Below are 13,455 nucleotides of genomic sequence, written 5' to 3'. Positions count from 1 at the left end.
GTGCTTGATTTCATTGGCTTTTTATGGCTCCTCGACCTGGGCTCGAACCAGGGACCTACGGATTAACAGTCCGGCGCTCTACCGACTGAGCTATCGAGGAATGTATTCGGTTTTTTCTAGCAAGAAACGTGAATGAATGATGTGGGCGTTTGGTGTGAACTGCACATCTCATTACAGAAAAATTATTGTATCAAACATTTTATACTGCCTTGAATTGATTCGAGTTTTGTGTGTAGCCAACACAAAAAAATTAGAGATGCAGGCTAAAGTTGCGGGTTTTTACTGTGAATTGAAGCAAAACACACAGTGAATTTAATTTATGATAACAAGAAAAATACCTTACCACTTCGCTTACCCAGCGTTGTCAAATCACTCTCTATTTTTTAACAACGGTGTATCTTCATGAAAAAATTATTGTTGATTGGCCTCATGTTCTTCAGCTTCTCGTCTTTTGCCGAATGGATATCGGTCAACACAGACAGCGGTAAAGATAATTATTTTTATGATCCCTTATCCATAGGCATTTACGGATCTACCCGTAAGGTGTGGCTTCTTATAAATCTTGCGAAACCAACGAGTACCGCTGAGGGGCAAGCGCAGTCTCTCAACGTTTACTACAAGTTCGATTGTGAAAATACCCGTTATTCGAACATAACCACTTTCTCCTTTAGTGAGCAGGGCGGTTTGGGGAAGGTACTTGAAAGAGTTTCAGATGCCGATGAGAAATGGAAAGATATTGCAAAGCAAGACACTCTAGAAAAAACACGACTGGCAGTTTGCAAGAGATAATTTTTTTCTGCATCAAATAACATATTGGATGATGAGTATTCTTTAATTTTTCTAATTAAAAAAATGGGTGATTTGTTAAACCAAGGGAGCTAAAAAGGGTGCAAGCCGCGCACTACGTAGATCTCATAGACTCAGCGAACATCTATTTTTAAGGTGAAAAATTCGAAGCGCTTGTGTTCATATTTCCAATAGGGCTTTTGAGTGTGGTGTTCGGTATTTGGTTGTCAACCGATTGGTTGCTGAAACCATCAGAACGATGGAGGCTGATTCCCTTGCAGCTGTTCAGGCTGAATTAGAGCGAATGAATAAGCTGAATAATGCTTGGCCGATGTATGTAGCTGTTTGGCTCGTGTTTGGAATAGGGGGGCTACTGCGTTTTGCTTTGAATGATGATTTTTATCAAGGCTTGGGCATTGTTTTGTCTTTTTTGCAGGGATAGGTTTAATGATTGATGGTTTTGGAGAGAGACGTACGCACCCTTATCTTGATGCATTGAAGCTGCATACATTTGTCGAAGCTGATTCTGCTCGCTTCAATCAATAGTACTTTGCTATCGGTTTCTTGCGAAATTCATTCTTTTAATAATTTATTAAAGTTTTGTTAATCTGTGCCGATTATGTCGATGAGCAAAATGGTTGATACATCTCATATGGAGTGCAGTTGTGCCGCAGATACTTGGTAATCCTCATTTATACCCCGCATCAGCTAAGCCTGATGCTGGTGAGGCTTTGCCTAAGGCAAATCAAAAAAACACCAAACCCGAAAAAATAACCCCAGTCAAAAGCCCTGAAGCTCCTAAGCTCATTGTTCCTGATACATCTGATTTGCATTACTCGGTGGATTCAACTGCTGGTTCGCTGGTTGTCAAAATTACGAGTAAATCTTCTGGCGAGGTCATACGAACATTAGATTTCAAAGGTTTTTCTCCAGATGTTCATTTGATGTCAAAATTGGCAGGGCATTTGGTAGATCGAAAAACCTGATTCCATTTTGAAAAAGGCAAAAGTTCAACATGAATTATGGATTTTTCATAATCAATAAATTATTTCAGCACTGCATTAATAACCAAGGCCTTAACCCTGAAGCAGCTTGATCACTGACTTTTGGCTAATGGTGTTGGCTTGCGCCAGCACCGCAGTTGCGGCTTGCTGCTTGATTTGAAATTTAGCCATGTCAGTTGAAGCGGCGGCATAGTCTGCGTCTGCAATCTGACTGCGCGATGCAGACAGGTTCATCGAAAAATTGGTTAAATTGTTGATCACATGATCAAGTCTGTTCATCACAGCACCCAGGCTGGCGCGTGTTTGATTGATTTTGTCTGCAACCAAATCCAACTTTTTCAACACCTCTTGGGCCGCAGACCTTGAGCCAATGAAATTGCGTGTTAAGGGCTTGCCTTGTATTTGGGGCCCACCAGGCTGTGCTGAGGGAATTTCCGCACCTGAGGCTAACGGGTCCATGTCTGCGTCCCAAGTGATATCTCCGGTAATAGGACCCGCTTTGCCAAAGTCAGCCAAATCAATGGTAATTTTGTTTCCTTCATTGGCACCTATTTGGAAGGTCATGCGACCTGTGCGTGGAGGAGAAATTTTACTGGTGGCTTCGTTGACCAAACCACCGAAGGTGCCTTCATAGAATCCTAAATGACTGAAGTTGCTTTTGGCGTTGAGATTATCTGTGGACGAAGTGGCAACTTGATTGCCTGTGATCTCACTAGCGGATATGGTGTTGGCTGTATTACTGGTGCTTACGGATGTCAATTGAAATGGTGTTCCAGCAACAGTTGAATTGATACTCAGCTTACTGCCTTGTCTGACAACTTCAACATTTTTTAGTGCGCCTGAATTGATTTGGTCATTGATTGCCGTTTCTAAAGCTGTCGCTAACAATGTTGCATTTCTATCAGTCGGCGCTGAGGTAATGTTGAGTCCATTGATAGTGACTGAGGCAGTGTCAGCTATAGCCGAGTTACTGTAAGTGACTTTATTTTTAAAGTTTTGTATATCTGTAGCGGATATGGATAAATCTAAATTTCCTCCAAACCCTGTTCCGCCATACTCCACGACATATTTATACATCGTACCGGTTGTCGGTGCATCAACCCAATATTGGGTGCTTGCGATATAAGCGTAATCTTCATTGCCGCCGGAGTTATTTGGTTCACCAGTCTGCCAGTTGTTGTATTGAGAATTGATTGCAACGCCGGTTGTACCTTGCCCTTGAAAAAACATCGTTCCCGCTTCTGGACCTGTCATCCAGGCCCAGTTACCTTCGCCTAGTCCACCCATAGATACATCTTGATCACTCGCGCCGATCCATCCCCTGATGCCGCCTAATTTTTGACTGATTAAACTTTGTTCACTCGCACTTGTGACTGTTGCCAGGTAGCCAGATAAGCCAAACATCGTTCGACTTTGAGCCAATGTTTTGGCTTGTGCCCATGTAATAAGAGAGGAGGACGTGATTACCTCGTAATAATGATTGTTAACAGGGTTGTAGTTTTGTGTGTCGGGGTTGATAAAGTTAAATCGCAAGGGAGACCCGTTAAGGCCATTGAACGTTGTATCCACGTAGCCTAAGACATCGGCGGTAGTTCCATTACCTTTGTAAAGAATACCGTTCACATAGGACAAGGCGTCTTGAGTGGTTGAAGGCGTCGAGTCCGTTGACATGACCAAGCTTTCGGTGCTGGTCCCTCCATCGGCTATTTGTATATAAGTGGAAGTCTGTGTGACTGTCAGTTCCTGGGGGGTACTTGCAATATCGATTTGTGCAATCTGTGCAACCGCTCCAGTAAGTTGGGTGCTTGAATTGACCTTGCCCACCACGTTGGATGCAGATTCTATGTTGATAGCTTTTTCTGACTGCAAAGATACTGACGCGTAGACTGTGGCTGCGCCAGTGGAATTGATACTGCCATCAGCCATGGCAGTGATGCCGTCGGGCGTATGAGAGGCTGTGCCACTGCCCAAACCGAAACTGCCTGCATTTACCTTGTTGCTGTCAAACCAAATGGATACGTTGCGTCCGTCCAAGGCTTTGAGCGTGACACCGTCATTGTCATTATCCACTGCATCCACACCTGTCAAACCTGCATAGGTCTGTATCGCTTCCACCACCGCTTTGCGACGATCGGATTCGGTTTGGTTTGATGACATACGAATAGAAATATTCTTGCCATTGATATAGAGCGACTGCATGCTGTTTGGCGCAGCAGCCAAGGTTTTTGCGTTTGGCAGGGACACATCGGTGACGTTGCCTTTGATTTGCACTGGTACAGGCACCGCTGTCACTCCAGTCTTGGCGGTGCTGGCGTTGATGGCGGCTGCTGTAGCGATGGCACTGGCTTGTGCTTTGCTGGTGAAGCTCTGTGTCACTGACAAGGTGTCATCTGTGGGTAAAGCGGCGCGAATGGTCACACCGTTGATTAGCAATTCATTGCTGCCCAAGCTGACCACGTCATCCGCGGTGTTGGCTTGCGCACGAGCTTGGGTAGTGATGGTACTCAGCGTTTTGCTGTTATAGCTGACTACCTCCAATCCTGCGCGGTGTATGTCACCGTTGGGAGATGTGGTGATATTGATGGGTGTCTCTGTTGCACTCTCTAAAGAGAAGGTGCCTGTTTGCACACCTTGCTTTAATCCTGTGAGGCGAGAGAAGTCTGTGTTGGTGCTTGTCGTATTGAAGATCACTTCAATATTACGACCATCATTGGCCACCAGTGTGATGCCTTTGTTGTTGTTGAAAGAATCTATAGCGTGCACACCGGTTTGTGCTCAGATGAAATTAATCGCTTGGACAGCTACGATTCGTGATTCTTGTGGGTTATTCAGTACCGTTTTGATCATTGGCGTCGTAAAGCCGTTGATATTCAAGCTACCTTTGGCCACGCCGCTACCACCCATGGCCGCGCCAGTCATGACGCAGGGGTTGACGGTGGCATGCACGCCTGTGGCAAAGGTTTGCTCGTTGATGGCGGCTGCTTTGGCTATGGCACTTGCTATTTGGTTGCCGCTTTGTGGTGAAACAGTATCCGCAAGCAGCGAAGCGGCACCGATGGGAATGCCGTTGATGATCACATCGTTGGCGTACATCGGATCCAAGCCAGACAAGCCGCGCGATACCTTCAAGCCCACTACATCGCCCGAGGCAAACGCGGCGGTGGAGCCATCGCTGGCGAATTGACTTAGCAATACATTGCCACCTGACAAAATATCGACTCCAGCACCAACCAACGCGGTTTTGTCGATGGTGACCGCTCCATCTGTAATCTGAACAGCGTTGTTGGTATTCAAATTTATTATTTGCCCGTCATCTAATGTGAAGGTAGCAGTGGTCACGGTAGAGGGCCCACCTGCCACAATGTTCAAAGTCCCCGACTTTGTAAAAGAACCTGTGCCGTCAAAGACAATGCCACCACCTGCAGCACCTTGCTTGTTGTCGGGTGTGTATACAGCGGGTACGACAGCACTTTGGCCACCCGTGACTGTGGTGCCAGCTGAGACAGTGATGTCAGTAACATTTGCGAAAGTCGTAGTGCTGGTAAAAGTCACACTGTTACCAGCAACCTTGCCCGCACTAAAGGATTGCAAAAAACCGCTGTAGGTTCCTTTGGTGCTTGCACCGTCAGCCGAACCATCAGCAATATGGGCAAATGCAGCAGCCACTTCTGAGCTGCTGTTGGAAACCGTAGCGGTGTAAGTCAATCCAGCCACTGTGATGGTTTGACCTTTGCTCATTGCCGGAAAAGTCAACACTGATTCTTCTGTGACACCGGTCACCAAGCCTGAAGCCCCGCCGGTTCGGATGGAGGAAGAAGATGAACTTGGCTTGGCTGCAGTGAACTGAATGGAATTCCCCAAGGAAGGCTCTGAGGTCGTTTTGTAAACCGGCTTGATCCCCACGCGCTCACCTGTTTTGCCGTTTAACACTGGAAAACCATTCCACTCTGTGGTGTCAGCAATTTGAACAATTTGTTTTTTAAGTTGTTGGAATTCAAGGTCCAAGTAACCGCGTTGCTCATTGCTATGGGTGTCGTTAGCGGCTTGTACAGCTAACTCCCGCATGCGATGAAGCATGTCGGAGATTTCATTGGTCGCGCCCTCAGCGGTTTGAATCACGTTGATGGCGTCCCCAGCGTTGCGCACTGCCTGATTCACGCTGTGAATTTGGGGTGTCATGCGAGAAGTAATTGACAAGCCAGCGGCATCATCGCGAGACGAGTTGATGCGCGTGCCGCTTGACAATTGCTGCATAGACACTTGCTGACTGCGCTCAGTCGATTTGAGCGCAGTTTGCGAGAACAATGCATGAACGTTGGTATTGATGGATGCCATGTCAAAAAAATGGTGAACTGGCCCATCAATGCAAATATTGTTCCAGCTTAATGGTTGTTATTGTGTAATAAGTTATTCAAATAACATATATTTTAAAAAAGAAATGATTGGTATATGGCTTTGACGCCAATGTGTGTTCAGCAGCTAATTTCTCTTAGGAAGTCTTTTTGGTGGGTTGTTCAGCATAGATTTCTCCACCAATTTTTAATGCACTGTTCACACGCTTTGAATGGATCAAGGGGTAAAACATTTGGCAGTACCACTTCTCTTGACCAAAAAGTTTGTCGTCGATGAGACCGACTTGTTTGGGGTATTGGCGAGTGATCTTTGCCGTAGAGAAAATCATGTCCCAAATAAAAAACATATTTCCAAAATTTCCTTTGTAGTGTCCAATACCGTCATCGTTGGTAATGGCATGGTGTGCCCAGTGGGTCGCTGGTGTTGATATCAGGCGTTCAAGTACCCACATCAGTGGCCGCAGCGCTCGGATGCGATAAAGCGGTTCATCCCAACGCCAGGCACAATGCGCGCCCACGATGATCAACAGTTTTGTCACGATGTACAGTGCGTAGACAATGCCGCCCACACCAAGGTATAGCAACGCACCAGCAAACCATAAGCCGGGCATCATCAGGTAATAAAAAAAATTATTTCTAAATGTCATGCGAATACTCATGTACTCTGCCGAGTGATGTGCTCTGTGTAGTGGCCAAAACCATGGGGTATGAGAAAGACGATGCCAAACATATTGAGTGAAATCATCAGCCAAAATCAATATGCCAACCATGGCCCACCAAGGCCAGTCAGCCAGTAAATTTTTATACTCGGGCGCCAACCAGTTTCCCAATTTATTCGTAGACAGTATGGCCAATGGTTGAGTGATGGCTAATAAACTGATGAACATGAATAGCTCAAGTTTTGTATCGTTGGAGCTTGCGTTGACTGTTTGCTTGTATCGCTTTGTGATGAACTCCATCATGGCAAAGCCTAAAATTAAGCAAATAACCAATATGTTTTGAATTTGATTGGGATTCATGATTCTTGATCCTTCTTTATTGAAAATTTATTATTAAGTATCATTTTATTATATTAAAATAAACTATAAATACAAATTATTTATTTGTTTCAAAAAGTCGTCAGTCTTTCTTGAGTCATCATTTGAGGCATGTTTTTCAGATTTAGGGTGCCCCTTTAAAACCAAGACATTCCAATTATTTTTGGATAACTTATCTGGGTCAGCACGTAGACTCAGGGTCAATCCAAGTTTAAAGTGCGTTCTGTAACAGGGAGAAATCTATGCATAAATATTTTGCCAGTGCCATGCGTTCATTCTTGACCAGTTTGGTATGGGTGACTTGTGCTTCTACGCATGCATTTGAGATTTCCACTGGTGAGAATGTGCAATGCGCTGTCAATTTGAATGGCAAGTCTGGGTTCGCCACAGAAATTTGGAACAGGTATACCGATATTAACAACCGCCATCCCGAGTTAGGCAGAGCCGTGGCTGTGATGCGTTTAGACGACGATGGTTGGCCAACCATCATCTTTGATGGTCAGGCACATGAAAAATCCATCAAAGGATCACAATCTATTTGGGATTTTGTTTACTTCCACGAATGTGCGCACGCACAAAATCCCGCATTGAGTGAAGTGGGGGCTAATTGCTCAGCTTATCTAGAGATGGGAAAGCGCGGCTTAATGAATTACAACCGCATGAAGCAACTGGAGACCATGCATTTCAACATGATGGGAATCTTGCCTATTGAATACGCTGGTTCAGGTGCGCAGTTTTGGCATCAAACACTGCAGTGCGTGAAAGAATCTCGTTGATCCCCTGTTTAGTTGCCCCAGCGATACAACTTGTTATAACTTTTCAATCAAAAAAACCTATGTCACAAGCTTTGACATAGGTTTTGTTACACCATTACAGGCGCTTAGCAAAGTCAGCCAAGATCAGAACATTGGCTGCCGTTTGCAAAAATTACTTGTTTGTTACACCAGAAGCGTCTGCAACTGACAAATTACACAATTTGTTCATCATGGATTGTTCAGGTGTACCTGAGGTCACAGGAACCCATTTACCCATGGTTTGTTCGATGCTAACGCCTTGGTCATTCCAAGTTTTGTAGCCAATCGCTTTGACCAATTGGTATGCATTCTTTTTGCAGCTGTACTGCGCAATATTTTCTACGTAGAGGAATCCATTGGCGTCTGGTTGGTTGGTGCTGACCATTTGTGAAGCAAAGCGCAAATCATCGTCCGCTGTGAATGAACTGCTGGCTGCGAGCAACTGCGTATTACCTTGAGTGATGCTGAAGTCCCAAGTGGCATGTGCCAAGGAAGCGAACAGGGTGATGGAAGAGGCCGCGATCAGTTTGACGATGGAATGTTGCATTTGAATAACTCCGGTTAGGTGAATGTTGTTTGACTGTTTGTTGAATAGGTTTTGTTCTCCAACAAATCACTCAACGAAACGAATATTAGCATTAACCCCGATATGAATTTGTGTGATATTCGATTTATTTACATATTATCTGGTCAAAACCTATTCATCTTGGTGATATGTATGCTTTTAAATTAATATGCATCAGCTTTTGACCCTGATTCGTCGTTATCTTCGCCTGGTTTTAAAACCCACACACCAAGTGTTCACTGCGACCAATCACTTTAATGACTAAATGAGACTGTGTGCCAGTCTGGGTAAACACAAAGAATAGATCCGCGAGAGCGTGTGATACTGCCTACAAGGTTCACGGCTGATGCTTAATTGGAAGGCTGCCTATCGCCATGTAAAGTCAGGTTACCAAGGAAAAAAACATGCAGAACGAGTCTGATCGCAGTTTGAGTGGTTTTTACAAGACGATGAACCCTAGAGAAAAGAAAACCTTTTGGGGTTGCTTCATGGGCTGGGCGTTGGATGGCATGGATTTTATGATTTACCCCCTAGTGATAGGTACCATCATCTCCTTATGGCAAGTAGATCGGGGGCTTGCAGGGCTCGCAGTCACCGGCAATCTGCTGGCATCTGCTTTGGGTGGTTGGTTAGCGGGTTACATGGCTGACCTTATCGGTCGCGTTCGTACGCTTCAAATCACTATTCTCTGGTTTTCCTCCTTTAGTCTGATCAGTGCATTTGCCCAGGATTTCAACCAACTGATGGTGTCACGCGCCATGTTGGGTTTTGGCTTCGGAGGCGAGTGGGCGGCTGGGGCAGTGCTGATGGGAGAGACCATCCGTGCCGAATACCGTGGTCGCGCAGTCGGCTCGGTTCAATCTGCATGGGCTGTAGGTTGGGGTGCAGCTGTCGTACTGCAGGCGGTCACCTTCACTTTATTGCCAGAAGAACTGGCTTGGCGTGCCATGTTTGCCTTGGGTTTCTTGCCCGCGTTGTTATTGATTTATGTGAGAAGACACATTGAGGAGCCGGCGGTTGCAGTTGCAACAAGAACGAAGTTGGCTGAAACTGCAAATACGCCTTCCATTTTGGAAATCTTCAAACCTGAAATGTTGAAAACCACGGTGTTGGCATCTTTACTCACCATGGGTGCGCAGGGAGGGTATTACGCCATTACAACTTGGGTTCCTACTTTTTTGAAATCCGAGCGTAAATTGACTGTCATCGGATCTACCGGCTATTTGGCTTTTTTGATAGTGGGTAGTTTGGTGGGTTTTTTATGTGGTGCTTGGATGGCAGATCGCTATGGGCGGCGCAAATTGTTTATTACTTTCTCTATCGGCGCGATTTGCTTGGTGCTTGCCTACACGCAATGGGAAATCACCAATGAAATGATGATGTGGTTGGGTTTTCCTCTGGGGTTTTTTGCCAGTGGCTATTTTTCTGGCTTGGGTGCTTTTTTGACTGAGCTTTTTCCCACACGCCTTCGGGGATCAGGTCAAGGTTTTTGCTACAACTTTGGCCGTGGCATGGGTGCTGTGTTTCCTGCCTTGGTGGGATATTTTTCTACTCAATACGGTCTCGCTGCCGCCATCGCTGTTTTTGCTGTTGTCGCGTATGGCGTATTTTTATGGGCTGCATGGCTGTTGCCGGAAACACGCGGACAGGAACTGTATGCTGATTAGCCATCAAGATGGCATTGATGAAGATTGGACAAAGCTGACGATGGCATAGCCAATTTCATCCAAGGAGCGACTATGGAGCGGTTCGTCGTGGTGTAAAAAGTAAGTCATGGGAATACCAACCTTAGCTGATGGCATGCGCCATACGAGCGACAGGCATGATTTTGGTTGAGGGTATGTAGCGCACTCAATGCATCGCTTGTGAATGGTCGAAGCCGCCAGTGCCTTCAAGTTCGGCACATAGTCCTAAAAAGTTCCTATACCTACACCAGCAACTGAGGCTACTTCGCGGATGGTCATTTTCTCGTATCCCCTTTCAAGCAAAACCCGAACAAAGGCCGCTTGTAATGAAGCCAGCGTCATTTGAGACTGGCTCTGAACAGGTTTTTTAAGAGCAGAAACAGAGGCTTTGCTGGCAGTAGAGATCAATTTTCTTGAAAACCGAACATCATTCATTGGCTGGAAGGATTTGATGGTGCAAAGCGGGGCAGATCATATGGAATTACAAGCTGCCTTTGCTAAATTCAAAGGCATGACGCCCATGACTTGGATCAGAAAGCGCAGACTAGAGGTGGGTATCAAGCCAAGAGACTTGGACTCTATTTCTTCGTTACATCGTTTTTTAACGAAGTAAATAGACTGCTTATTGAATATTTCCCAAGCCGTGGTTTTCAGATTAATTCAGCGAATTTGGCCTCTTGCGCGAAGGCCATCACCCAACTTTGTGATGTTTGATTCACCTAGTGCTAGCGCCTCTTCACTGGTGTGCACTGAGTAGTAACCCAGTACCAAATCATGCGGGTGTTTTTTGGCAGAGCCTAATAAAAAACCACAATCCCCTTGTGCCTTGAAATGGATGGCTTCTTCGCCTTCGGAAAAAACAACCATTTCGCGCTGCAAGCGGTGATCGCTAACCAGTAGTTGGCCGGTTTGGGAAAACGCCCATGCCAGCATGTGTCCCTCAGGCGGCTGGTAATCAAAGGATTCACCATCCTTGAGTTCTATCCAGAGGTAGTTGGCATCAAAAGGTGTGTGTATGCGGCTGCGCAATTCTCCATAACTTCCCAAAATCAGGGTCACAGGACCCTCTTGCGGCACGTCTTGAGGGTCCATAAACATGGTGGAGGAGGGACCGTTTTCATGGGAGGCGGGTAAGGCAAACCATATTTGAAAACCTTGCATGATGTCTTTGGCTGCTGCAGTCAACGGGTTGGCTTTGTGCCAAATACCACCGCCTGCAATCAGCCATTCAATGCCCTTGGGGGACACTTCGTCAACTTGACCGGTTGAGACTTCGTGGCGAATGCCGAATGTCAGCGGAAAGGTCAGGGTGGCAATGCCGGAATGTGGATGAAAACCAAACTCAGGCCCGCCTCCGGCTGGCGCCTCTATGTAATCCAGAAACACAAAAGGTTTCAATAATTGACCCAGATCCCCGGGGCTCATCAAGCGGGTGATGGGACCGTGTGCACGACCACGGGTGGAGTGAATGACAGTTCTGCTGCTTGTCATGTGAGACGCTTTCTGCACTGGATAGATAGCGAGGGTGTCATGCCATGCTTTGGCGCAATTGTGCAACGGCTTGCGCCACATTGTCAGATCCTGTGATGGCCCTTACACATGCAGCCGAGCCCACACCGGTTTTCATGACGGCAGGCAATGAATTTAAATCTATGCCGCCAATGGCTACCAACGATTTACCCTGCATAAGGCGTGCATACATCGCAAGCCGCCCCAACCCTTGTGGCGCTGTGGCCATGCGTTTCAAGGTGGTGGGAAATACCGCTCCCATAGCCAAGTAGCTGGGTTGTACTTGGTTTGCCCTGAGCATTTCTGCATAGCCGTGTGAACTTAATCCAAGTCGCAAGCCGCAGGCGCGAATAGTTTGTAAGGGTGCTTCTGACATATCCTCCTGACCCAGGTGCACGCCATAAGCACCTGTGTCTATCGCTTGTCGCCAATGGTCATTAATGAACAGCAGTGTGTGACTTCCTTGAACCGCTTGAACCGCTGACTTGACTTGTTGTTCGATGGCCTTGCTATCGTCAGATTTGAAGCGTAACTGCACGGTCGGTACCTCGAGTTGCACCATGCGCGCCACCCAATCCGCATCAGGCAACACCGCATACAAGCCTAGTTTAGGCGGACAGGGAGCAAATGCAGTCGTTGCATCAGGCGCAGGCACTGCATAGTCCTGCGGGTCACAGGGCCAGTGAGATACATCAAAGGCTCCCTCTCTTTGCGTTTGTAATTGCCACGCAGCAGCAATGCATTGCGCGTCATGCGGTACAAATCCCAATAGCCGCGCGCCCAGCCAGGCAGCAGCGAATGTGGGCGGCGCTTGAGCAGGTATTTCACGCATCAGTATGTCAAGCGGGGCTGAATCGCCAGCCAGCAGTTGGCTGTGTAATCGGGCAATGTCAGTGGCAACAGCTTTGATATCCATGTGCTTGTCTTTCAGTTGTGATGCCAAAAGGGAGTGCCTATCAATGGTGTGCTGGCTTGCGCTGCTTCCTGTGGTTGCATAACGCCGCCTAAGAAAGCGTCCCTACCGGCTTGAACCGCCAGAGCAAATGCACGCGCCATGTCGATTGGATGGCGTGCAAGCGCTACCGCCGTGTTCAGTAATACCGCGTCATAGCCCCATTCCATGACTTGGCAGGCATGTGATGGCAGTCCAAGACCTGCATCAACTATCAAAGGCACACTCAAACGTTCACGCAACATACGCATGGCATAAGGATTGATCGGCCCTTTACCTGTGCCAATGGGCGCGGCCCACGGCATGACGGCTTGACACCCTACATCCACCAGCCGCTGGCACAACACCAAGTCTTCGGTGCAATAAGGCAGCACTTTGAAACCTGCTTTGATAAGTTGTTGCGCCGCTGACGGTAGGTTCACCGTGTCCGGTTGCAAGCTGTAATCGTCGCCTATCAATTCCAGTTTCAGCCAATCGGTTTCAAACAACTCGCGTGCCATTTCCGCGGTAGTGATGACCTCTTGAATACTGTGGCAACCAGCGGTGTTAGGCAACACCGGCACTTTCATATCCCGCAATAAATTCCAAAAAGCAGGGGAAGTGTCTGCGTGTGCAGTTTGACGCCGCAGCGATGCGGTCAACATGGCGGGCTGAGCCAATGCAACCGCATCAGCCAGTACTTGGGGTGACGGATAGCGCGAGGTTCCTAATAATAGGCGGCTATGGAATGAAGCGCCGTACAAAATCAGCGGGTCTGTGTGTGTACTCAAT

Annotated in this window: 13 protein-coding genes and 1 tRNA gene; 5 read left to right on the top strand and 9 right to left on the bottom strand. The window is 46.9% G+C overall.

Annotated features, from left to right (window positions below; all coding sequences use genetic code 11):
• Positions 1–24: 24 nt before the first annotated feature.
• Positions 25–100: transfer RNA gene (locus tag AC9UG7_RS11730), tRNA-Asn, on the bottom strand.
• A gap of 302 nt (positions 101–402) precedes the next feature.
• On the opposite strand from AC9UG7_RS11730, the gene AC9UG7_RS11725 reads away from it, so the two are divergent.
• The 3 genes from AC9UG7_RS11725 to AC9UG7_RS11715 all read left to right on the top strand — a co-directional run bounded on the left by AC9UG7_RS11725 (position 403) and on the right by AC9UG7_RS11715 (position 1,772).
• Positions 403–789 (top strand): surface-adhesin E family protein, encoded by a 387-nt coding sequence (locus AC9UG7_RS11725; protein WP_509587957.1) that lies wholly within the window; start codon positions 403–405, stop codon positions 787–789.
• Positions 790–1,006: 217 nt separating this feature from the next.
• A complete protein-coding gene (locus tag AC9UG7_RS11720) occupies positions 1,007–1,228 on the top strand; it encodes a hypothetical protein (RefSeq protein ID WP_509587954.1) in 222 nt (73 codons plus the stop codon).
• 223 nt (positions 1,229–1,451) lie between these two features.
• The gene (locus tag AC9UG7_RS11715; protein WP_509587952.1) at positions 1,452–1,772 is read left to right on the top strand and encodes a flagellar protein FlaG; all 321 of its coding nucleotides are present in this window, start codon (positions 1,452–1,454) and stop codon (positions 1,770–1,772) included.
• Positions 1,773–1,862: 90 nt separating this feature from the next.
• On the opposite strand, the gene AC9UG7_RS11710 is transcribed toward AC9UG7_RS11715, so the two are convergent.
• From AC9UG7_RS11710 to AC9UG7_RS11700, 3 genes are all read right to left on the bottom strand, one after another.
• Positions 1,863–4,553, bottom strand: a complete 2,691-nt coding sequence (locus tag AC9UG7_RS11710) for a flagellin (protein ID WP_509587948.1) — start codon at positions 4,551–4,553, stop codon at positions 1,863–1,865.
• 12 nt (positions 4,554–4,565) lie between these two features.
• Positions 4,566–6,125 (bottom strand): flagellin N-terminal helical domain-containing protein, encoded by a 1,560-nt coding sequence (locus tag AC9UG7_RS11705; RefSeq protein WP_509587946.1) that lies wholly within the window; start codon positions 6,123–6,125, stop codon positions 4,566–4,568.
• Positions 6,126–6,279: 154 nt separating this feature from the next.
• Positions 6,280–7,161: a sterol desaturase family protein gene (locus AC9UG7_RS11700; RefSeq protein WP_509587944.1), complete on the bottom strand. Its 882-nt coding sequence runs from the start codon at positions 7,159–7,161 to the stop codon at positions 6,280–6,282.
• A 260-nt stretch (positions 7,162–7,421) separates the two neighbouring features.
• Here AC9UG7_RS11700 and AC9UG7_RS11695 point away from each other — a divergent pair, with 260 nt between their 5' ends.
• The gene (locus AC9UG7_RS11695; RefSeq protein WP_509587942.1) at positions 7,422–7,955 is read left to right on the top strand and encodes a hypothetical protein; all 534 of its coding nucleotides are present in this window, start codon (positions 7,422–7,424) and stop codon (positions 7,953–7,955) included.
• A gap of 151 nt (positions 7,956–8,106) precedes the next feature.
• Here the strand turns inward: AC9UG7_RS11695 and AC9UG7_RS11690 are convergent, their stop codons facing one another.
• Positions 8,107–8,520, bottom strand: coding sequence for a surface-adhesin E family protein (locus AC9UG7_RS11690; RefSeq protein ID WP_509587940.1), 414 nt, complete (start codon positions 8,518–8,520; stop codon positions 8,107–8,109).
• Between the two features lie 422 nt (positions 8,521–8,942).
• On the opposite strand from AC9UG7_RS11690, the gene AC9UG7_RS11685 reads away from it, so the two are divergent.
• Complete coding sequence (locus AC9UG7_RS11685; protein WP_509587938.1) at positions 8,943–10,205, top strand: MFS transporter; 1,263 nt, start codon at positions 8,943–8,945, stop codon at positions 10,203–10,205.
• Between the two features lie 243 nt (positions 10,206–10,448).
• Here the strand turns inward: AC9UG7_RS11685 and AC9UG7_RS11680 are convergent, their stop codons facing one another.
• The 4 genes from AC9UG7_RS11680 to AC9UG7_RS11665 all read right to left on the bottom strand — a co-directional run bounded on the left by AC9UG7_RS11680 (position 10,449) and on the right by AC9UG7_RS11665 (position 13,454).
• On the bottom strand, positions 10,449–10,658 hold the full coding sequence (locus AC9UG7_RS11680) for a TetR/AcrR family transcriptional regulator (protein ID WP_509587936.1): 210 nt from the start codon (positions 10,656–10,658) through the stop codon (positions 10,449–10,451).
• Positions 10,659–10,883: 225 nt separating this feature from the next.
• The gene (locus AC9UG7_RS11675; protein ID WP_509587934.1) at positions 10,884–11,714 is read right to left on the bottom strand and encodes a pirin family protein; all 831 of its coding nucleotides are present in this window, start codon (positions 11,712–11,714) and stop codon (positions 10,884–10,886) included.
• 37 nt (positions 11,715–11,751) lie between these two features.
• A complete protein-coding gene (locus tag AC9UG7_RS11670) occupies positions 11,752–12,648 on the bottom strand; it encodes a thiamine phosphate synthase (protein ID WP_509587932.1) in 897 nt (298 codons plus the stop codon).
• Between the two features lie 11 nt (positions 12,649–12,659).
• Positions 12,660–13,454 carry a thiazole synthase gene (locus tag AC9UG7_RS11665; protein WP_509587929.1) on the bottom strand — a complete coding sequence of 265 codons (795 nt, stop codon included), beginning with the start codon at positions 13,452–13,454 and terminating at the stop codon, positions 12,660–12,662.
• Between the last annotated feature and the right edge of the window lies 1 nt (position 13,455).

This window comes from Limnohabitans sp., from assembly GCF_046052765.1.
In the GTDB taxonomy this organism is placed as follows: domain Bacteria; phylum Pseudomonadota; class Gammaproteobacteria; order Burkholderiales; family Burkholderiaceae_C; genus Limnohabitans.
The sequence above is the reverse complement of the archived record's forward strand: the minus strand, read 5'-3'. Positions and strand labels throughout refer to the sequence as shown.